The sequence below is a fragment of the Peptoniphilus gorbachii genome (assembly GCF_016908115.1).
GTDB classification, from domain to species: domain Bacteria; phylum Bacillota; class Clostridia; order Tissierellales; family Peptoniphilaceae; genus Peptoniphilus_A; species Peptoniphilus_A gorbachii.
The window spans coordinates 85,512-105,781 of sequence record NZ_JAFBDH010000003.1 but is presented as its reverse complement, the minus strand read 5'-3'; the positions used below and the strand labels follow the sequence as shown (position 1 = coordinate 105,781).

Below are 20,270 nucleotides of genomic sequence, written 5' to 3'. Positions count from 1 at the left end.
ATTTTTATCTTTACTATTCTTTTAAGATTTTTATTATAATAAATTTTAAAAAAATCTTCCTTTTCTTTGATAAAACCTTTTCATTGTATTACAATTAAATAAGAGGTGGTAGATATGAAGTTAAAAACCATGAGCCTAGATAATGCTCTCTTAAAGAGTTTAAAAGACTACATAGATACTTTTGATAATAAGGAAAACAATATTATTAGTATTCTTCACTACGCTCAAGATATTTTTGGATATCTTCCAAAGGAACTCCAAATTTATATAGCAAGACTTACTAATCTTCCTGCAAGCAAAATAAATGGCATAGTAACTTTTTATTCCTTCTTTAATGAAAAGAAAATGGGAAAATTTAAAGTCGACGTCTGTCTTGGTACAGCTTGCTTTGTTAAGGGCTCAGAAGAAATTATGAAGGCCTTTAGAGATGAATTAAATGTGGATGGAGATGGACTTAGTGAAGACGGTCTATTTAATGTCAATTCTATTAGATGTGTTGGTGCCTGTGGCATTGGTCCAGTAGTTCGTGTAAATGACAAAATTTATGGTCATGTTGAAGTGGCAGATGTAAAAGAAATTATTGCATCTCACAGAAAAGAATTAGAAGAAGTAAGTAAATAGAAAAACTATACAAAGGAGGTAATTATGGCAAAAATAGATTCCTTGGAAAAACTTCTTTCTATAAAAGAATCAAGGCATCACCAAACTATTTTAAGAGATATTGGCGAAATGCAAGACGATGATGTTATAGAAATTTTTATAACTGGCAACGAAAGTGAAAAATATGCAGAAATAGAAAAAGTTTTTGATGACTTAAAAAGTTTTGTACGCGCAAAGGGTATGCGCAACTGCAAATTTTTATTTAAAGATGATCCAAATCAAAAAGAAAAGTTTAACATTGAAATAAAATTTAATGTCTGTGCAAATGTAAAAAGCGATTCTCTTAACACTGATGCTATAAAAGATTTTATCTTAAATGTTGCTTCTATGAAGAGTCAAACCCTCGAATACGAAAAAGAGGTGTCACATGAATAATTTAAGATTACAAATACTTATTTGCAAGGGTACTGGTTGTGTCTCTGCAAGAAGTGATTTAATTAAAGAAAATTTTGACAGGGCAATTGAGCACTATAAAATCAGAGATGTTGAAGCAATGATAACTGGATGTTTTGGCTTTTGTGGCGAAGGTCCCATTGTAAAAATAGAACCCGACAATGTTTTTTACACTCATGTAAGTCCAGATGATGTAAATGAAATTGTTGCTGAACACATTATTCATGGTAGACCTGTCAAGAGACTTCTCTACAAAAATCCAAAAAACAAAGAGCCGATTTACAACCAAAAAGAAATGAGTTTTTATGGAAAACAAACTCGTGTCGCTTTAAAAAACTGTGGCAAAATTGACCCAGAAAATATTGACGACTATATTTCCTACGATGGCTATCAAGCCCTTTTAAAAGTTTTAACTGAAATGACTCCGCAAGATGTAATTGATCTTATAAAAGCATCTGGACTTCGTGGTCGTGGTGGTGGAGGTTTCCCAACTGGAATAAAATGGCAAAATACATATAATTCTCCAGGAGAAGAAAAATATATTTTCTGCAATGCTGACGAAGGCGACCCTGGTGCCTTTATGGATAGAAGTATTTTGGAAGGCGACCCAAATTCTATTGTTGAGGCTATGACTATTGGAGGATATGCAACTGGTGCAAAGCATGGCGTAGTTTATATTAGAGCAGAATATCCCCTTGCCATTCATAGACTAAAAACTGCCATTTCTCAAGCTAGAGATTATGGATTTTTAGGCAAAAATATTTTTAATTCTGGCTTTGATTTTGATATTGAAATTAGGTATGGAGCAGGCGCCTTTGTCTGCGGCGAAGAAACTGCACTTATACATTCTGTTGAAGGCAAAAGAGGCGAGCCTACTAGAAAACCACCTTTCCCTAGTGTAAAGGGCTATATGGGTAAGCCTACTACTGTAAATAATGTAGAAACTTATGCAAATATTCCAAAAATTATTTTGCGTGGAACTGACTGGTTCACTTCCATGGGAACAGAAAAATCTAAAGGCACAAAAGTTTTTGCCCTAGCAGGAAAGGTAAATAATGTTGGACTTGTTGAAGTACCTATGGGCATAACTATTCGTGAAATTGTCTACGACATTGGCGGCGGTATTCCAAATGGCAAAAAATTTAAGGCAGTACAAATTGGCGGACCTTCTGGTGGCATGATTACCAAGGAAAATATTGACACGCCAATAGATTATGAAATTTTAAAGGAAATTGGTGCCATGATGGGTTCTGGTGGGCTTATTGTCATGGACGAAGACAACGACATGGTTGAGATTGCAAAATTCTATCTTGAATTTACCCAAGACGAATCTTGTGGAAAGTGCACACCTTGTCGAGTTGGAACAAAAAGACTTCTTGAAATGCTTAAAAATCTTTTAGATGACAAGGGTTCAGAGGAAGATTTACAAAAAATTGAGGATTTATGTCACAACATAATTAATTCGGCTGCTTGTGGACTTGGACAAACTGCCCCTAACCCAATTTTATCCACTATGAAGTATTTCCCTGACGAATACTTAAAATATGCAAGACATGAAGTTAAGAGAGCCTACAAAATAAATAAGGATAAGTGCATTGGCTGTCACAGATGTGCAAGAGAATGTCCTGTAAAATGTATTTCAGGTAATCCTAAGGAAAAGCACGAAATCAATGAGGACAAGTGCATAGCCTGCGGAACTTGCTTTAAGACATGTCCTGTAGGTGCAGTTGTGGAACCTAAATAGAGGTGAATTATGATAAATTGTGTTATTAATGATAAAAAATTAAAAGTTAAGGAAGGCACGACAATATTAGACGCCGCAAAAGAAATTGGCATCGACATCCCTACACTTTGTCATATGAAGCTTCCTAACTTTAATTACAAAAATAAACCATCAAGCTGTAGAATATGTATGGTTGAAGTTGTGGGAAGACCAAAACTTTGTACAGCTTGTTCTGAAGAAATAACTGAAGGAATGATAGTAAAGACAGATACTCCAAAGGCAGTTGAGGCAAGAAAAATTAACCTAGAGCTTCTTCTTTCCAATCATCCAAAGGACTGTCTAGTGTGTCCTAAAAATTTAAACTGTGAACTTCAAGCCTTAGCAGAAAAAATGGGCATAAGAGAAATTGCCTACAAGGGCGAAAGAATGCAGCACAAAGTTGATGCTTCTTCAAATTCTATTTACAGAAATCCCAATAAATGTGTAATGTGTAGAAGATGCGAAACAATGTGTAATGAAGTTCAAACTGTAGGAACTCTCAGTGGACTAAATCGTGGCTTTGACGCCATAGTTGCCCCTGCCTTTAATATTTCTCTCGCTGAAAGTTCTTGTACCTTCTGCGGTCAATGTGTGGCAGTTTGCCCAACTGGTGCAATAGTAGAAATTGATGCAACGGATAAAGTTTTTAATGCAATAAAAAATCCAAAGAAACATGTAGTAGTTCAAGTTGCCCCATCAATTAGAGTTGCTATTGGAGAACTCTTTGACATGGAAGCTGGCGAAGTTACCACAGGAAAACTTGTCACAGCTCTTAGAAAACTTGGCTTTGATGTAGTTTTTGACACAGACTTTTCAGCAGACTTAACAGTTATGGAAGAAGCAAGTGAACTGGTTGATAGAATCGAAAACAACAAAACTCTTCCAATCTTAACTTCCTGCTGTCCAGCCTGGGTTAGATTTATTGAAATGAATTATCCCGATATGTTAGACATTCCTTCAAGTTGTAAGTCCCCACAAATTATGATGGGTTCCATGGTAAAAACATATTATGCAAATAAAACAGGAATCCCTTCCAAGGACATTGTCATGGTTTCAGTAATGCCTTGCACAGCAAAAAAAGCTGAAGCAGCAAGATCAGAACTTGGCACAAAGGATATTCGCGATGTGGACTATGTCCTTTCAACTAGAGAGCTTGGCAGAATGATAAAACTTTACGGCATAGACTTTAAGGGCCTTGAAGAAGGCAAATTTGATAAATTAATGGGCGAATCTTCTGGCGCAGGAACAATTTTTGGCACAACAGGTGGAGTAATTGAAGCAGCTATAAGAACTGCCAGCGAATGGTTAACTGGCAAGGAACTTGAAAAAATTGAATTTGAAGAACTAAGAGGTCTAAAGGGCATAAGAGGAGCCCAAGTTAAAATTGGCGACTTGAATTTAAAAGTTGGCATTGCTCATGGACTTGGCAACGCAAGAAAATTATTAGATGGCATAAGGAGCAAAAAGTACAACTTTGATGCCATTGAAATTATGGCTTGTCCTGGTGGTTGCATTGGTGGCGGCGGTCAACCTTATCACCATGGTCACGAAGAAATTCTTTTGAAGAGACAAAGAGCCCTTTATGACATTGACAAAAATAAAAAATTCAGAAAGGCTCACGAAAATCCAATGATAAAAGAAATTTATGAAACTTACCTAGGAAAACCTTATGGTGAAAGAGCTCACGACCTACTTCATACATCTTACTCACCAAGAGAAAAAATTTAATGTTATTTAAAAAAAATAAAAAGTGGAGGCTCTTGCTTCCACTTTTTTCCTTGCACATTAAAAATTATATGAAACAAAAAAGGCTCCATTAATAGAGCCTAAAATTTTATTTTTCTACTGTAACTTTTACTTCTTCCCTAACTCTCTTACTTACATCCAAATAATGCTTAGTTTTTTTCTTGTCGCGAAAATCCACTTGGGCATCTATTGCAATTCCTTCAACTGTCTTTATAGGTCCCTTAGAATCAATAATCTTATACATTTCATCGTACATTACATATTGACCCTTTTTCTCATGGACTTGCTCATAAAATCTAATCATACCATAAAAAGTAGGATCTCCTTCTTGAGCAGTTTTTTTGTCGCGAATATAAAGAACTGGTCCATTAACTCCTTTATTTTTTTCAACAATTAAATCTTTCATAAGATCTTTAGGAATTTTTATAGTGACCTTAGGATTTCCAAAAGTAAAAGTAGAGTAATCCTTATCTATTTCCTTATTTACAACTTTTTCCTCACTTTTAGTTTTTACTTCTGTATTTTTTGTCTTATTAGAATTATCTAGATCAAATTTAGGAAAAATATTCTTGCTTGGAATTTCAAAAGATTCCTGGAATAATTTTAGAACACTGTCGCTTCCCTTTAGATTTGGGTCCAATTTTTTTAAACTACTGTCAGAAAATTCATATCTAACAAGCACTTTTCCATCTTCATGATAGACATTAAGTGCTGGGAATATTGCCCTTTCATTTTCTGTTCCAATAGATGCAACAAGTCCATTCATGCTTCCTTTTTTATAAAGATTCTTGTCATAAAAATTTACAAGTTTTTCTTGAGGTGATTCTTCAATTAAAATATTTTTCTCGAAGTCTTTTTTTACATAAAGATCAAATCCATATTTTGAAAAATCTAATTTTTTAAATATAGAAAAATCTTTCCCGTCAGCTTTAAGAGCATTTCCTATATAAACAGCCTTGTCATTAGGATTCCAACTTATATCAACATTAAGAGCTTCTGCAACATATCTAATTGGTATATAAGTGCGGTTATTATAAATAATTGGAGCGACATCCATAGTTTTTTTCACGCCATTTGTCTCATAATCTTTGCTCTTTGTATTCATTTTCACTTCATATCCATTAGCTGAAATTTTAATGTTGCGGCTAGCTTCTTCATAGTTGACTTTAAAATTTAAAGTTTCACTTATAAATCTCAAAGGCACATAAGTTCGATCATTGGAAATAAATCCATAATAATTTTGATCACTCTTATAGGCTGTCTCACAATCCACACCATTTATAACAAGGGGTGTGTCAAAGTCATAGGCATAGACCCTTGCACCTAAAAACAAAATAAATATAAGTGCAAAAAATAATTTCTTAAATTCTTTCATTCTTATCCTCCTTCATAAATAAAAGTATTTTATAACTAATATTTTATCATATTAAATTTTTTCTTTAAATTTATATTAAATCTAAAGTTTTTAATTTTATAGCTTTTAAAGGCACAAAAAAACCGCAACAAATGCTGCGGTTTTTAGTCTTTTATTTAAGAGTCGGAATTAATACCATCCTCTAAGTTTCATAGCTTTATCAATAGATCTGATTGCGTACATGTAAACTCCTTCTCTAGGAACTACATCATATTCATCACAAACATGGAATACGCCTTCAATAGCTTTCATCATGTCAGCTTCTTGTTTTGCTTCAACTTCAGCTTCAGTCCAGTACATTCCGTATTGGTTTTGAACCCATTCGTAGTAAGAAACAAGAACTCCACCAGAGTTAGTTAAAATGTCTGGAGTAAGTTTAATTCCTCTTTCAGCAAGAACTTTATCTCCTTCTGGAGTAGTAGGACCATTAGCTGCTTCACAAACTAATTTAACATTAAGTTTTTTAGCAACATCACCAGTGATTACATTTTCAAGAGCAGCTGGAATTAAGATATCCCATTCTCTTGTCCAGAAATCGTCAGCAGAAATTTGTTCTGCATCTGGGTAACCAATTAGAGTGTGGTGTTCGTTCTTATAATCAAGAAGTTTTTTGAAATCTAGTCCATTTTCGTTATATAGAGCATAGTTTCCTTCTTTTTTGTCCCATTCAGCTAAAGCGTAAACTGTTCCGCCTTGTCTTTCAATGTTTTTAACTGTGAAAGATCCAACATTACCGAATCCTTGAACTGCGATTTTAGCGTTTTTGAAATCAATTCCTTCACGTTTTGCAGCTTCTCTAGTTACTACAGCAACACCAAAACCTGTTGCTTCGTTTCTTCCTTCAGATCCGCCAAGTCCAACTGGTTTACCAGTTAACATTCCGATATCTTGTCTGTCTCCGTTAACTTTGATCCATTCATCAAGGAACCAAGCCATGATTTGTCCATTAGTGTTAACATCTGGTGCTGGAATATCAATTCTTTCACCAAGATATTTGTAAAGTCCTCTTATCCAACCTCTTGAAAGTTGTTCTAATTCTCTATCAGATAGTTCAGATGGATCTACACAAATACCACCTTTTCCTCCACCGTATGGAAGGCCAAGTGCTCCACCTTTGAAAGTCATCCAAAGAGAAAGAGCTTTAACTTCATCAAGGTTTACATTTGGATGGAATCTAACTCCGCCCTTAGAAGGACCAACTGCTGATGAGTGAGCTGATCTCCAACCTTTGAAAACTTTTACTGAACCGTCATCCATTTTTACTGGAATAGAAATTTCAATAACTCTTTCAGGTTCTTTTAGAAGTTCATAAACTGCTGGGTCGCAACCTAGCTTGTCACATGCAGCCTTAACCTTTTGTTGAGCTGCTACTAACGGATTTAAAGTATCTGTCATTTTTTTACACTCTCCTTTATGTATATCGTGATAACCATTTCTTACAGTCATAATTATATCAAATAGGCAAATTAAGTTCAAGGATTGAGAATAACTTTAACGATTTGTTTATATTTATACTTTTAGGTTTAATTTTTATTTTTTTTTCCTATAAAATAATTCAATTCGTAAACAATAGTAAAGTTTTTTTATTTTTTTTATTTATTTATTTATATTTTTCCTATTAAAAATTCTATTAATTATTTTACTGTGAGAATATGTAATCATTTTCATCGTCTTCTTAAAAATAAAAAAAATGTAACCTTATAAAAAAACCACGACTAAAAAGTCGCGGCTTTATTTATTTTATCATTTGCCCTGCGGCAATATATATAAAGATTAAAGTCCAATCGTAAATTATGTGAATAATATAAGTTACACTTAAATTTTTCGAAATAACATAGGACATACTTAAACCAGTTCTAATTATTGAAATTATTAAAACTGCCTGTAAAATATTAAAATCATAGGTTGAAAGGTGCATTGCCCCAAAAATTATTGATGAAATTAATATTGCAAGTATTGTCTTAATTATATTATTTTCAATTTTTACCTTATTTATAACAAATAGAAAAGGGATGATGAAAATAATCTCTTCAGCAATAAATTGAATCAATGTTGAAAGGAAAAAGCTTTTGAAATTATCTTCTGTCAAAACATCAAAAATTGGATTGTTACTGCCCTCTATTCCAAGTTTTTGCACTAGAATTGATGAAATTAAAATTGCTATAAGGGAAAAACCAAGTCCAATAATTATATAAAGTACATCCTTGGCCCTTATAGGTAAAAATATTTTCTTAATAAATTTTTTATCTATAGTTAAAAGTGATAGAAGAGAAATTGCACTAACAGCACTTGCCATTATTATTTCATTGTTTATTTTTAAGGCATAAAATAAAAGGCTAACTCCATAAAAGGAAGCAAGAGTTAAAATTAGCGCAAGAATCCACTTCCAAGTTTTTGCTTCTATTTTTGGGTAATCTCTATTCATTTAGCACCAAATTTTACTAAGCCTTGATCTGTCAAAAGATAGTCTAGTTTTTTGTCATAATCTTCGTGAATAACTTTTTCTACAATTTGATCTGAATAGCCAATGCCCATTTTTATGGTATCAACTTTGGCAAAAAATTTGTCATAATATCCTCCGCCATAGCCAAGTCTATAGCCTTCTTTATCAAAAGCAAGTCCTGGTGTAATTGTTAAATCCACATCTTTTACCTCTTCACCAGACTTTGGTTCAAGTATTCCCATTTTATTTTTTTCTAAGTCCTCTATTCCCTTAACTTCAACGGCAATCATTTCACTGCCTTTTACAAGGGGTACCAAGAGTTTTTTGCCATCTTCAATTATCATATTAATGATTTTTTTTGTATCCACTTCACTTTTATAGGATATAAATATAAATACAGACTTTGCATTTTTATAAATTTCTAAATTTTTTAGTTCTTCTCTAATTTTTTCATTTTTTTCATCTCTATTTTGAATTTCTGCTCTTACTTTTGTATATTTTTTTCTAAGTTCTTTTTTATCCATTTAAATCTCCTTATTTTCACAAATTTCTTTGTAATCACACTTATCACAGCTACATGTAGAATTATAGTCTCCAGAAGTAATGCTATTTGTCATATAAATTATCTCTTCTTCAACTTTTTTTAGCAGTTCACTTAATTCTTCCTCTGAAAAATAATATTTCTTACTGTCATCTTTTGGCAAAATATCAGAATTTTTTATAACAGTATCAAGTTCTGCCTTTTTTATAGATCCATAACTTGCCATTGCAATTTTCTTACCCATTTTTCTTCTTGCTATAGCATAAAGTGGCATTTGAAAAGATTTTAAATCTTCAATTTCCTTTTTTGTTCTTCCCTTTGACCTCTTGTAGTCAATTAAAATTTCTTTATCTCCTAAGGCATCAATCCTGTCAATTCTACCCTTTATTTTTAGTCCCCTTACATCCATTAAAAATCCTTCTTCAAAATATTCCGGCATGAAGCCATATTTTTTTTGCTCTTCCAAATCCTTTTCGATGTAATTTTTCAAGGTATTAAAGCTATTTATAACAGAAATTTTTTCAAGGAAGGATAAATTTTCATAATCGCCTAGATTTTCTTCTTCAAGAATTAATTTCTTTAGAGTTTCTATATTTAAAGCACTTTCTCTTTTAAAATACTTCTCCAAAATATGATGATATTTGTCACCCATCTTAATATAATATTTATCCTCATATTCTTTTTGCAACTCTTCAATTTTATAAACTCTCTCAAAGAGAAATCTCCTTGGACAATCCTTTAAGATGTCAAAATCTGTAACAGAATAATTTCTGTCTCTAATTTTTTTATTAACTCCACTTAAATCCTCTGAAGTCATATTGTAATCTAAGTTAAAGCTTTCATGGTCAAGATCTACTCTTGAAGTCCAATAAATTTTTTCATGCTCTTCTATTTTTAAGTCAAGATCGTAAGTCAATTTGTTTAAAAGTTTTGAAAGACCCTTTTCATAATCCTCTATTAAAATAAAAATTTCCTCTGACATAATTAAATCGTAAATTAAATAAATATAGTCCCTTTCAAAATTATCCTTTATAAGACCGATTTTTTTCATATCTTCTTCAGATTCTCTTGAATAAATAAAATTATTTTTACTACTTTTTTCAAAGTTCTGATCAAGACCAATTAAAATGAGATCCTTAAATTCCCTATAATAATTGGAGGCATAATTTGCAATTTCTATTGCATCTAAATTTTGCACATCATCTACTTTTGATTTTTCAATATATTTTTTGCAAATAAGTATAAACTCAAATAGGGAAATTTCTTTATAAATTGAAGAAAGTTTTTTCATTTTCAAAAAGTTTTCTTCCATTTTTTCTATAAATCTTAGGTCCCTTAATGCCAAGCTTTCAGGATTTTCTTTAACTTTTTCTTGGACTCTTTCTCTTGCAAAAGCTAAATATTTTTCAAAAAACTCAAAATAATAATTTAAGTCAGCCTTCTCTTTTATTTCTTCATTTTTTAAAAAGTCCACTCCCCTTAAAAAGTTTTCTACAGAGTCTGATTTTATTTCAAGACTTTTTATTTTTGAAAAGTCTATTTCATAAATTTCCTTAAAATCATAGGCCATAAGAGCCACTTCTAGTGAAATTTCATCTACCTCTATTGGAAAATAAGATAGTCTAAGTCTTTTTAAGGAGTTCTCTTTATTTTTATTTAAAAAATAATCCATTAAAATAATAAATTCACTTTTTAGTAGAGAATTTTCGCTTTTAGCTAGATTAAAATCTAAGCCTTCAAAGTTTTCTCTTGATTTTATTTTCTCTGCAAGCTTTTTTGATCCAGTTAAAATTTCAATATCTTCATTTTTTTTATCCTTTAATAGAATTTTTAGCTGGGAGAAAAATAAATTATAAAAATCATTTTTAGAAGAAATAATTTTTATAGGCTTATTTTTTAAATAATCCTTATAAGCTAAAAATCCTCTGTCCTCTAAAATAAAGCCATCTTCCTCTAAATTTTTTATTGTTGAAAAAATTAAATCAGACTCCATAAAATTAAAGGGCAGGTCAATGTAAATATTTTTGTCATCAATTTTTGAGAGTTTTTTAATAATTTCTTTTTCCTTTTGTCTAAATTCCAAAAATCCAGAAATTATAATGCTATCATAGGAAATATTTTCCACAGAAAATTCCTTTGGTCTTCCGTAAATGTCATACCCCTTCTTATAAAAATAATCTCTGTAAATTTCAAAGGCCTCTCCAAGAGCCTTAAAAATCTCACCATTATTCTCTAGTAGGTCCCTACTTTCCAAATTGTTTTCACAAATATCCTCAAAAAAATCCAATACTATATCTACAGTTTCTGGAAAAATTTCCATATTTTCAAAATTTTCCTTTAAAATCCTTGATAGAATTATGTACTTTAAAATTGGATCAGGCATTTTATTTCTAATTTTTTTACCTATTCCGTCAAAGCTATCAAAATTTGTCTTGGTAATGTCTATTCCTTTTTTTAGCATATTTCTTATGTAAAAATTTATTGAAGCTTGTGAGGGCAAGATAAGTAAAGTATTCTCGCCCTTTAAATTTTTAAAATCTAAATCTTCTCTTGGATTTCTAAAAATTATTTTTTTCATTTAATAAATCACCTAAATTTACATCAAAAATTTCTTCTGCTATATTTGTCATTTTTTTCCCTGGAAGATAAATAAATTTTTTCCCCTTTAAATTTTTAAGCTTATCACTTTCAAAAGTTATTAAATAATTGTGTAAAAATTGGCTGTCAAGACCCTTTTCTCTAAAAATTTTATTTACCTTTTCTAATCCATACTTTCTATCTCCAATTATAAATAGATTTTTTTCCTTTAAGGATGCCCTAATTTGGTGGGTTCTTCCAGTTATTAAATTTACAGAAAGAAGGGAGTAGTCGCCCTTATTTTTTAAGAGATGAAATTTTGTTATTGACCTTTTTCCTTCCTTATTTTCATCAGATTTTTTCATGACATTATTTTTGCCTTTTACTAAATTTATAAAGACATCAAAATCTTTATTAACCTTTCCAGCAACAATTGTCACATAATATTTTTTTATCTCGCGATTTTTTATGGCTTCATTTAAAATTTGTAGGCTTTTTAAATTTTTTGCCCCTATTAAAATTCCTGAAGTATTTCTATCAAGCCTATTTACAAAGGCAGGTCTAAAGGATTTTTCAAGCCTTGGATTATAGTCTTTTTTTGCAATTAAATAGTCAACCATTCTGTCAAGGGCATTGTCTTGATAGGACTTGCTGTCGTTGTGTGTCAGCATATTAACAGGTTTTTTTACAAGAATTATATCCTCATCTTCATATAAAATATCAGGTAGTTTTGAATTTTTTGATTTTTTAATTTCCTTTTTAAATTTATTTATTGTATCTTCTGCCAAAAATAATTTTATTTTATCTCCCTCTTTGATAATATCTTCGGGTTTTGCCTTTTTTCCATTGACAGTGATATTTTTCTTTCTCAAATTTTTATATATAAAGGACAGTGGTGCTTTTTCAAAATATATTTTAAGAAATCTATCAAGCCTTCTGCCATGGTCGTTTTTATTTACAGTAATTTCTCGCATAATATCTCCAAACTTTTCATTTTTTAACTTTGCTGTTATAATTATATCAAAACATGATGAAAAGAGGTTTATTTTGAAAAATTTTAGTAGAGGCAAGCTCTTTTTAATTAAATTTTTGCAAGTTTTGTTGTCAATTTTATTTTTCCTATTTTTGGTTTTTGTAATCAAGTGGAGAATTGACTCTCTTTATCTAAATTCAATTTCAAGTCGCAAAGTTGAAATAGGTATAGTTGATGAATTTAGAAAAACTACAGACGAAATTTTAGTCTTAGCTGGTCTTAAAGAAGAAAAATATGTTAAGCCAATTGTAGTAGTTGACGAAAAAGAAGAGAAAGAAAATCAAGAAGTAGAAAAAGCAACAGCTAAAATTACAATTCCAGAAGGCACAAACGCCCAAGGTCTTGGTGAAATTTTAATGTCAGAGGGCTTAATAAAAGATTTAAATGCTTACAATGCATTAGTAGATGATATGCAAATTGGAAATAAAATTGTTCCTGGAGCTTATGATCTTAGCAAAGAACTTACTGTAAGAGAAGTTCTTGCTATAGTTTCTAACACAAGTCTTGAAAGTTACAGCATAAATATTAGCGAAGGGGCAAGTCCAGCTGATGTAGCAAATACTTTAATGGAAAATGGTGCAATTAAGTCAACGCAAGCCTTTGTAGATGAATGTAATAAGCTTGGCGTAACAAAATTTGCAGCTGGCAGTCATGAAATACTTATGCCATCAAAAGTTTCAAACATAATTAAATCACTTGCACAAAAATAATCTGTGGGAAACCACAGATTTTTTATTGTATTTTACTTAATGGATATTGTGGAAATTTTGTGATATATTTTAAAAAAGAATGGAGGATATATTATGCACAAAAATAGAATTGATAGACTTATTAAAAAAATGAAAGAAAATAATTTAGCTCACTTGATAATCAGTGATCCTTATGCAATTTTTTATCTATTGGATATAAAAATTGAACCTGGCGAAAGAGCTCTTGCTCTTTACCTTCATAAAGATGGCGACTTAAAACTTCTTATAAATGAACTTTTTCCACAAGATAAAGATATTGCTGCCGACTTGATTTGGTATAACGATGTGGAAGATGGCATTGAAAAACTTTCAAAATACATTAAGGAAGATGAAGTCATTGGCATTGATAAATTTTGGCCTGCAAAATTTTTGCTTAGACTTCAAGAAATTTTCCCTGACAAAAAATACATCAACGGATCAGATATTGTAGACGCAGTAAGACGTGTTAAAGATGAAGAAGAAAAAAATTTAATGCGTGAATCTTCTGCTATAAATGATGCAGTTATGGAAGAAATTATACCTTGGGTTATAAAGGGACTTAACGAAAAAGAACTAAGTGCTAAATTAAAGGAAATTTACAAGGCTCACGGTGTTGAAGAAGTTTCCTTTGAACCTATTACAGCTTATGGAAGATCAGCTGCAGATCCTCATCATTCTACAGACGACACTTGTGGAAAATTAGGCAATTGTGTTGTTCTTGATATTGGTGGAATGTATAAAAATTATGCATCAGACATGACTCGTACAGTTTTTATTGGCGAAGCAAGTGAAAGAGCAAGAGAAATTTACGAAATCGTAAAGGAAGCTAATCTTCGTGGCATTGCAGCAGCAAAACCTGGCAATAAGATGTCTGATGTTGATAAGGCTGCAAGATCTTACATTGAAGAAAAGGGTTACGGAAAATATTTCACTCACAGAACTGGCCACTCTATTGGACTTGAATGTCATGAAGCAGGCGATGTTTCTTCAGTTAATGACAGTGAAATTGAAGTTGGACAAATTTTTTCAGTTGAACCAGGAATTTATCTTTTAGACGAAGGTATTGGCGTTCGTATAGAAGATCTTGTATTAATAACAGAAGATGGTTGCGAAGTTCTAAATAAGGTGTCAAAGGATTTAAAAATAGTCCAAGCTTAAAAATTCGCAATAAAAATACAATAAAAAAAAGCTGTGTCTCCACAGCAAATTTTAAAAATCAATTTTATCAAGTATCCCTTTGAAATAGGCTATGACAATGCCATAATTTGTAATTGGGATACTTTTTTCTTGGGCAGTATTTATTCTATTTTTTATATTTTTTGAATTTAACATACAGCCGCCACATTGAATAATAAGATCGTAGTCAGAAATATTTTCTGGGAAGGCTGACCCACTATTAACATCAACTTTTAAATTTTCCCCTACTTTTTTTCTAATCATATTAGGAATTTTTATTCTTCCAATATCTTCTTCTGCTGGAGCATGAGTGCAACATTCAGCAATTAAAATTTTTGAATTTTCATTTAATTTTTTAAGCGCTTCTACTCCCCTCATGTATTCATCAATATCGCCCTTTAACTTGGCAAATAAAACAGAAAAGGAAGTGAGTTTAACATCAGCTGGTTTTTTTTCATAAACCTCTAAAAAAACTGAGGAGTCGGCAACAATTAAATTCGGCTTTTTATTTAAAATTAAAAGGATATCTGACAGTTCCTCTAGCTTTACCATCATGACCATTGCATTTTTATCTAAAAGCTCACGTATTGCTTGCACTTGTGGCAAAATCAATCTATTTTTTGGAGCGGCAATATCTTGAGGAATGACAAGCAAAACTAAATCTTTCTTTTCAACTAAACCATCAAAAAGTTTTTCCTCTTTTTTTGGTTTAAATTTTAAAAGCTCTTCTAAAAAAATATCAAAGCCTTGATTTTTTATTGCAGAAACTTCCACAACTTTAAAGGCAGAAAAATCATCTCTAATTTTTTTTATATCCTCTTTAGATAACTCGTCTATTTTATTTATTAGAACAAGAACTGGAGTCTCCTTAAATTTTTTTATCAATTCTTTTTCACTTGATGTATCTCTGTCAGATACAACTACAACTGCAATATCTGTTTTTAAAATTACTTCTTCAGTTCTCTTTAATCTTTTTTCTCCAAGTTCAGTATCATCTGTTATTCCTGGCGTGTCCATTAAAAGGCAAGGTCCTAAGGATTTTATTTCCATTGACTTATAAACTGGGTCTGTTGTAGTTCCTTTTTTATCAGACACAATGGATATATCACGTTTTGCAAAGGCATTAATAATAGAACTCTTTCCTGCATTTACTTTTCCAAAAAATCCAATGTGAATTCTATTTCCAGAATTTGTCTTATTAAGCTCCATTAAAATCTACCTTTCTTTATTATAGTCTCCTCTTTCAGAAGAAATTTTATAAAAAATCTTATTTAACTTTTCCTCTAAACCCTTAAAATCGTCAGAGTTTTCAACTTGCGTTCCAATTTTATTGTCATATAATTTATAATTTTTCCTTAGTTTTTCTGCACCAACATTGGGCATAAGGACATTTGCACCTGCAAGAATTCCCTTTTCTCGTCCAAAATCGTCAATGCTTCCTAGGGCAGTTGTGGCAGGTAAAAGTAATTTTTCGTCTGCAATTCTTACGATTGATAAAATTTTTAAAACGTCTTCTAACTTTCCCCTCTCAAAATCTCTAAAGGGAGTATCATGTTGAGGTATAAAGGGACCTATGCCAACCATTTGAGGTTTAAGCTTTAAAATGAAATTTAAGTCATCATATAAATTTCTCATATTTTGGAAGGGAGATCCAATCATCATTCCACAGCCAGTTTGAAAACCCAATTCCTTCAATTTATAAATTGAGTTAATTCTATTTTCAAAGCTCATTGAAGATGGATGAAGCCTTTCATAATGACTTTTAGAAAAAGTTTCGTGACGCAAGAGATACCTATCTGCTCCAATATTTTTTAGGACTTCAAAATCCTTAAAATCTCTCTCTCCAAGAGAAAGAGTAATGGCAACATCCTTAAATTTTTCTTTTATTTCCCTTAAAATTTCTTTTAAATATTCTAAATAATAAAAATCATCTTCTCCACCTTGCATAACAATTGTCTTAATTCCAAGATTTACAGAATGTTCTGCTAGTTCTAAAATTTCATCTTTAGAAAGTCTTACCCTCTTGGCATTTTTATTTGCATTTCTAAGTCCACAGTAATAACAATTATTTTTACAATAAGTGCTAATCTCAATTAGACCTCTTATATAAATTTCCTTGCCAAAATTTTTTACAGCCAATTTTCTCGCAAAAGAATAAAGTTCTTCAGCATCTTTTTCATTTAAGTCCATTAAGAATTTAAAATCTTCAAAGGAAATTTTTTTACTTTTATAAAATTTTTCACAAATATCTTTAATTTTATTCATACATATCCAATCTTAGTTAAAAAGTTCACAATCTATTATAATACTTATAAATTAATTATCAAGTGATAGAGAAAAGCCTTTTGAATTTATAGAATTTTGTAATTTTTTTACTTTTAAAGTACAATATTATTTATTCGTGATAAAATTTTTTAGAAAAATAAATTTTAAATATAATGGAATGATTAAATTGAAGGATAAAGAAATATCTAATCTCGAAAAAAATTTAATGACAAGTGGAAGTATTTGGAAGACAATTCTCATCTTCTCCATTCCCCTCATACTAGGAAATCTTCTTCAACAAACCTATAACACCATTGACTCAATGATAGTTGGGAATTTTGTGGGAAGTAGTGCCTTGGCAGCAGTTGGATCAAGCACAGCACTAATAAACTTACTTATATCCTTTGCTCAAGGTATAGCTGTTGGTTCTGGCATAATAGTTGCCCAATCTTTAGGATCAAATGCGAGAAAAGATGTTAGAGTCTCCATCCACACTTCTATGGCTCTTGCCCTTGTACTAGGACTTGTGATTTCTATCATGGGCTATGTCTTTGCCCCATGGCTTTTGGAAAAGATGCAGACTCCAATTGAAGTCATGCCTGAGTCTATAGAATACCTTAGAGTTTTTTCTCTAGGACTAATTTTTAATGTCATCTACAATATGGAGGCAGGCATTTTAAATGCTGTGGGAAATTCCAAGAGGTCCCTTTTGTATCTTTCTATAGCATCCTTTACAAATGTTGTCCTGGATTTTATTTTTATAAAATATCTTGGCATGGGCGTAAGAGGTGCAGCCATAGCTACAAACATCAGCCAATTTATTTCAGCCCTACTTGCCCTCTTATTTTTACTTAGGGTTCCTGAAATTTATAAAGTTAGCTTAAAGAAAATAAAAATTCATAAGGATATGTCTATTCGCATAATCAAAGTTGGCATACCTACAGCAATTCAAGGCACAGTAATATCCCTATCCAATGTAATAATGCAGTCTAGCGTAAATGTTTTTGGTGCAATGCCTATGGCAGGCTTTGGTGCCTTTATAAAAATCGACGGCTTTAACATCTTGCCAGTCCTAAGTTTAAGCCTTGCTATAACCACTTTCGCAGGACAAAACTATGGCGCAGGAAAAATCGATAGGGTCAAAAAAGGAATGTGGACTACTCTTTTTATGACAATAATATACACAATAATTTCTGGCACCATGCTTTATAACTTTGCACCCAAGGTTATAGCGCTTTTCACAAAGGAACCAGACGTAATAGCAGCAGGCGTTCTCGCCACGAAATTTTTCTGTCCCTTCTACTTTTTACTTGCCATTATGCACTCCCTTGCAGGCACAGTGAGAGGCACAGGAAGGACAGTTCCACCAATGCTAATAATGATTTTATCCCTTTGCGTATTTAGGATTCTGGCAGCAAAATTTGTAATCCCACATTATAACACCATAGAAAATGTCTATCTTCTCTATCCAATCTCCTGGACTATTGGAGCCATCTTAATGATAGGATACACAATAAAGGCAGACTGGACAAAAGAAGTTTAAAAAATAAAAAAACATTGTTTGAATAAGATCAAGCAATGTTTTCTTTTTGTAAATTTTTATTTATTCTCCTTAAAACCTTCGTAAAGATTTCCTTCTTCTTCGTCAATATATTTTTGTGCATTCATGGCAGCAACTGCACCGTCACCAGCAGCGTTTACAACTTGGCGAACACTTTTCTTTCTAATGTCTCCGGCAGCAAAAACTCCTGGCACATTTGTCCTCATTTCTTCGTCAGTTTTGATGTATCCATCATCTGTTAACTCCACTTTATCCTTAAACATTTCTGTCATAGGAATATAACCAATGAATACAAAAATTCCAAAAGGATCATCAGATTTAATTGATCTGTCTTCTCCAGTTTTTGTATCATGCAAAATCATTTCATTTACAATTTTGTCGCCCTTAATTTCCTTTACAGTTGTATTCCAAATAAAATCAATTTTATCGTTATTAAAGGCTTTTTCTTGAAGAACTTTTGAAGCTCTAAGTTCATCTCTTCTGTGAATGATGTAAACTTTTTTTGCAAAGTTTGTAATAAAAATTGCCTCTTGAACAGCTGAGTCGCCGCCGCCAACAACATATACAGTTTCATCTTCGTAAAAAGCAGCATCACAAGTAGAGCAATAACTTACGCCACGACCCTTATATTCTTTTTCTCCAGGTGCACCAATTTCTCTTGGAGAAGCTCCTGTTGCAATGATTACAGCCTTAGCTTCATAAGAATCAACATGACCCTTAATTTTTTTTACTTGACCTTCAAGTTCAAGATCCTCAACCTCGTCCATAACAATTTTTGCGCCAAACTTTTTCGCTTGGTCAGCCATTCTCTTTCCAAGTTCAACTCCATCAATAGTATCAATTCCTGGATAATTTTCAACTTGGGTAGTTTCAGCAATTTGTCCGCCTTCAATTCCCTTTTCTATAATTAAAGTTTTCTTTTTACTTCTAGCAGCATAAAGACCTGCAGTTAAACCTGCTGGACCTCCGCCTATTATTATAATATCGTACATCCTATCCCTCCAATATATTTATTATACCCAAAATTATTTTTTTGTATATAATATATAGAGGTGATTAAATGGATTTTAAAATTAACTTATCAAGTACATACTTTTTTATAATAAATATATTATTTATATTATTATCTCTATTAATGAGTTACTTTCTTTTACGTAAAAAAAATGACTCTAGTCTAGAAAGTGATATAGATTTAAAATTCTACGAAAAAAGTTACCTATATAAGGGACCAAATTTTATATACAACACAATTATCGCAATGATTTTAAAAGTTTATGGCGACGGAAATTTAGAAATAGAAAAAAATTTTTATAAAAGTAAAAGTGGAGAAGAAAAAATATCCTACGAATTAAAAAACTTAAATTTTGATGCCCTTGATCCTGCCGAAAAAAAACTTTTCCAAATACTTTTTTCCTTTGAAGAGGATAAAATTTCAACTAGAACTTTAGATAGATTAAGAAGGACAGAACCAGATAATTACAACAAAAAATTTAACGAATTTATATATTTTCTTGAAGATGACATGGTTTTAAAAAAACTTTTAACAAAAGAAAAAAAGACTTTTAAAATTTTAATTTCCTTTGTAATCTTCTCCCTACTATTTTTCATAGGAGTAATAAGTGTATATAATGAAAAATTTTTTGGAGTTATTAGCATAATTCTATCCCTAGTTTTTTATGCAAGCTTAATAAGCAGTTTTTCAAAAATGACAGCTTTGGGAAACAAAAAATTTAAGGAACTAGAAAAAGTTGAAGAAGATTTATGTAAATGTAAGGTCTCAAAATCTGATGATTTTCTCCTTGCTCTTGCCTTTGGATTAAAAATTGAAAATTTAAAAGCACTTTATGAAAAATTAATTTTTGAAAATAAAATAAATAAAGATTATCAAATATTTTTTGACAGCGAATTTTATACAATTTTTAAAAAATCCCTAGTTGGCGATCACTTATTAGTTAGAAATTAAAATTAAAA

General features: G+C 31.3%; 17 protein-coding genes. 8 read left to right on the top strand and 9 right to left on the bottom strand.

Going from position 1 to position 20,270, the window contains the following annotated elements:
• Positions 1-114 precede the first annotated feature (114 nt).
• Genes JOD41_RS03935 through JOD41_RS03920 form a run of 4 tightly spaced genes read left to right on the top strand, consistent with a single transcriptional unit; the run spans position 115 to position 4,543 of the window.
• The gene (locus tag JOD41_RS03935) at positions 115-621 is read left to right on the top strand and encodes an NADH-quinone oxidoreductase subunit NuoE family protein (RefSeq protein ID WP_205051669.1); all 507 of its coding nucleotides are present in this window, start codon (positions 115-117) and stop codon (positions 619-621) included.
• Positions 622-645: 24 nt separating this feature from the next.
• The gene (locus tag JOD41_RS03930; RefSeq protein ID WP_205051668.1) at positions 646-1,035 is read left to right on the top strand and encodes a hypothetical protein; all 390 of its coding nucleotides are present in this window, start codon (positions 646-648) and stop codon (positions 1,033-1,035) included.
• Positions 1,028-2,797, top strand: a complete 1,770-nt coding sequence (locus tag JOD41_RS03925; RefSeq protein WP_205051667.1) for an NADH-ubiquinone oxidoreductase-F iron-sulfur binding region domain-containing protein — start codon at positions 1,028-1,030, stop codon at positions 2,795-2,797. Before JOD41_RS03930 ends, JOD41_RS03925 begins: the two co-directional genes overlap by 8 nt.
• A gap of 9 nt (positions 2,798-2,806) precedes the next feature.
• Positions 2,807-4,543 (top strand): NADH-dependent [FeFe] hydrogenase, group A6, encoded by a 1,737-nt coding sequence (locus JOD41_RS03920; RefSeq protein ID WP_205051666.1) that lies wholly within the window; start codon positions 2,807-2,809, stop codon positions 4,541-4,543.
• 106 nt (positions 4,544-4,649) lie between these two features.
• On the opposite strand, the gene JOD41_RS03915 is transcribed toward JOD41_RS03920, so the two are convergent.
• The 6 genes from JOD41_RS03915 to JOD41_RS03890 all read right to left on the bottom strand — a co-directional run bounded on the left by JOD41_RS03915 (position 4,650) and on the right by JOD41_RS03890 (position 12,510).
• Positions 4,650-5,936, bottom strand: a complete 1,287-nt coding sequence (locus tag JOD41_RS03915) for a copper amine oxidase N-terminal domain-containing protein (RefSeq protein ID WP_205051665.1) — start codon at positions 5,934-5,936, stop codon at positions 4,650-4,652.
• 168 nt (positions 5,937-6,104) lie between these two features.
• Positions 6,105-7,370: a Glu/Leu/Phe/Val family dehydrogenase gene (locus JOD41_RS03910; RefSeq protein ID WP_205051664.1), complete on the bottom strand. Its 1,266-nt coding sequence runs from the start codon at positions 7,368-7,370 to the stop codon at positions 6,105-6,107.
• A 340-nt stretch (positions 7,371-7,710) separates the two neighbouring features.
• Positions 7,711-8,400, bottom strand: a complete 690-nt coding sequence (locus JOD41_RS03905; RefSeq protein WP_205051663.1) for a CPBP family glutamic-type intramembrane protease — start codon at positions 8,398-8,400, stop codon at positions 7,711-7,713.
• A complete protein-coding gene (locus JOD41_RS03900) occupies positions 8,397-8,942 on the bottom strand; it encodes a 5-formyltetrahydrofolate cyclo-ligase (RefSeq protein WP_205051662.1) in 546 nt (181 codons plus the stop codon). The genes JOD41_RS03905 and JOD41_RS03900 overlap by 4 nt, the downstream gene beginning before the upstream one ends.
• Positions 8,943-11,537, bottom strand: coding sequence for a PD-(D/E)XK nuclease family protein (locus tag JOD41_RS03895; protein WP_205051661.1), 2,595 nt, complete (start codon positions 11,535-11,537; stop codon positions 8,943-8,945).
• Positions 11,518-12,510 carry an RluA family pseudouridine synthase gene (locus JOD41_RS03890; RefSeq protein ID WP_205051660.1) on the bottom strand — a complete coding sequence of 331 codons (993 nt, stop codon included), beginning with the start codon at positions 12,508-12,510 and terminating at the stop codon, positions 11,518-11,520. Before JOD41_RS03890 ends, JOD41_RS03895 begins: the two co-directional genes overlap by 20 nt.
• Positions 12,511-12,583: 73 nt before the next feature.
• Here JOD41_RS03890 and JOD41_RS03885 point away from each other — a divergent pair, with 73 nt between their 5' ends.
• Positions 12,584-13,279, top strand: a complete 696-nt coding sequence (locus JOD41_RS03885; RefSeq protein WP_239540993.1) for an endolytic transglycosylase MltG — start codon at positions 12,584-12,586, stop codon at positions 13,277-13,279.
• 93 nt (positions 13,280-13,372) lie between these two features.
• Positions 13,373-14,455, top strand: a complete 1,083-nt coding sequence (locus JOD41_RS03880) for a M24 family metallopeptidase (RefSeq protein WP_205051659.1) — start codon at positions 13,373-13,375, stop codon at positions 14,453-14,455.
• Between the two features lie 51 nt (positions 14,456-14,506).
• Here JOD41_RS03880 and hydF read toward each other — a convergent pair whose 3' ends face one another.
• Together hydF and hydE are read right to left on the bottom strand one after the other, a co-directional pair.
• Positions 14,507-15,682 carry a [FeFe] hydrogenase H-cluster maturation GTPase HydF gene (gene hydF, locus JOD41_RS03875; RefSeq protein ID WP_205051658.1) on the bottom strand — a complete coding sequence of 392 codons (1,176 nt, stop codon included), beginning with the start codon at positions 15,680-15,682 and terminating at the stop codon, positions 14,507-14,509.
• 6 nt (positions 15,683-15,688) lie between these two features.
• Entirely contained in the window at positions 15,689-16,738 is a 1,050-nt protein-coding gene (hydE, locus tag JOD41_RS03870) for a [FeFe] hydrogenase H-cluster radical SAM maturase HydE (RefSeq protein WP_205051657.1), read from the bottom strand.
• Positions 16,739-16,925: 187 nt separating this feature from the next.
• Here hydE and JOD41_RS03865 point away from each other — a divergent pair, with 187 nt between their 5' ends.
• Positions 16,926-18,281: an MATE family efflux transporter gene (locus JOD41_RS03865; RefSeq protein WP_205051656.1), complete on the top strand. Its 1,356-nt coding sequence runs from the start codon at positions 16,926-16,928 to the stop codon at positions 18,279-18,281.
• A 56-nt stretch (positions 18,282-18,337) separates the two neighbouring features.
• Here the strand turns inward: JOD41_RS03865 and trxB are convergent, their stop codons facing one another.
• Complete coding sequence (gene trxB, locus JOD41_RS03860) at positions 18,338-19,291, bottom strand: thioredoxin-disulfide reductase (protein WP_205051655.1); 954 nt, start codon at positions 19,289-19,291, stop codon at positions 18,338-18,340.
• A gap of 68 nt (positions 19,292-19,359) precedes the next feature.
• On the opposite strand from trxB, the gene JOD41_RS03855 reads away from it, so the two are divergent.
• The gene (locus JOD41_RS03855) at positions 19,360-20,262 is read left to right on the top strand and encodes a DUF2207 family protein (RefSeq protein WP_205051654.1); all 903 of its coding nucleotides are present in this window, start codon (positions 19,360-19,362) and stop codon (positions 20,260-20,262) included.
• The last annotated feature ends 8 nt before the right edge of the window (positions 20,263-20,270 follow it).

Coding starts and splice junctions, on each gene's coding strand:
- JOD41_RS03925 (WP_205051667.1), top strand. CDS start 1,028: ATGAATAATTTAAGATTACAAATACTTATTTGCAAGGGTACTGGTTGT.
- JOD41_RS03905 (WP_205051663.1), bottom strand. CDS start 8,400: ATGAATAGAGATTACCCAAAAATAGAAGCAAAAACTTGGAAGTGGATT.
- JOD41_RS03930 (WP_205051668.1), top strand. CDS start 646: ATGGCAAAAATAGATTCCTTGGAAAAACTTCTTTCTATAAAAGAATCA.
- JOD41_RS03935 (WP_205051669.1), top strand. CDS start 115: ATGAAGTTAAAAACCATGAGCCTAGATAATGCTCTCTTAAAGAGTTTA.
- hydF (WP_205051658.1), bottom strand. CDS start 15,682: ATGGAGCTTAATAAGACAAATTCTGGAAATAGAATTCACATTGGATTT.
- trxB (WP_205051655.1), bottom strand. CDS start 19,291: ATGTACGATATTATAATAATAGGCGGAGGTCCAGCAGGTTTAACTGCA.
- JOD41_RS03910 (WP_205051664.1), bottom strand. CDS start 7,370: ATGACAGATACTTTAAATCCGTTAGTAGCAGCTCAACAAAAGGTTAAG.
- JOD41_RS03900 (WP_205051662.1), bottom strand. CDS start 8,942: ATGGATAAAAAAGAACTTAGAAAAAAATATACAAAAGTAAGAGCAGAA.
- JOD41_RS03880 (WP_205051659.1), top strand. CDS start 13,373: ATGCACAAAAATAGAATTGATAGACTTATTAAAAAAATGAAAGAAAAT.
- JOD41_RS03920 (WP_205051666.1), top strand. CDS start 2,807: ATGATAAATTGTGTTATTAATGATAAAAAATTAAAAGTTAAGGAAGGC.
- JOD41_RS03895 (WP_205051661.1), bottom strand. CDS start 11,537: ATGAAAAAAATAATTTTTAGAAATCCAAGAGAAGATTTAGATTTTAAA.
- JOD41_RS03915 (WP_205051665.1), bottom strand. CDS start 5,936: ATGAAAGAATTTAAGAAATTATTTTTTGCACTTATATTTATTTTGTTT.
- hydE (WP_205051657.1), bottom strand. CDS start 16,738: ATGAATAAAATTAAAGATATTTGTGAAAAATTTTATAAAAGTAAAAAA.
- JOD41_RS03890 (WP_205051660.1), bottom strand. CDS start 12,510: ATGCGAGAAATTACTGTAAATAAAAACGACCATGGCAGAAGGCTTGAT.
- JOD41_RS03855 (WP_205051654.1), top strand. CDS start 19,360: ATGGATTTTAAAATTAACTTATCAAGTACATACTTTTTTATAATAAAT.